This window comes from Psychrobacter sp. TB20-MNA-CIBAN-0197 (assembly GCF_040309765.1).
In the GTDB taxonomy this organism is placed as follows: Bacteria; Pseudomonadota; Gammaproteobacteria; order Pseudomonadales; family Moraxellaceae; genus Psychrobacter; species Psychrobacter submarinus.
Window position 1 is genome coordinate 1 of sequence record NZ_JBEOPC010000347.1, and the last position, 290, is coordinate 290.

General features: G+C 37.9%; 1 pseudogene. It reads left to right on the top strand.

The annotated features are described in order from the left end of the window. A pseudogene (locus AAEY83_RS13965) lies at positions 1 to 290 on the top strand (McrB family protein); the annotation flags it as partial.

The window sequence follows — 290 nt, forward strand, 5'->3', positions numbered from 1 at the left end:
CCATCTAAGCGAGCCGGAAAAGATAATCTAGAAACATTAAAAGTAACTTTACCTCATTCAGGAAACCCATTTTCAATCCCTGATAACCTTTATATTATTGGTACTATGAATACGGCTGATAGATCGTTAGCGATGATGGATACTGCTTTGCGCCGCCGTTTTGATTTTATAGAAATGATGCCACAGCCAGAATTGTTTAAAGGTAAAGAAGTTAAAGGTATTGACCTTGAGCTGCTACTTAAAACAATGAACAAGCGTATTGAGGTGCTTTACGACCGAGAGCATACATT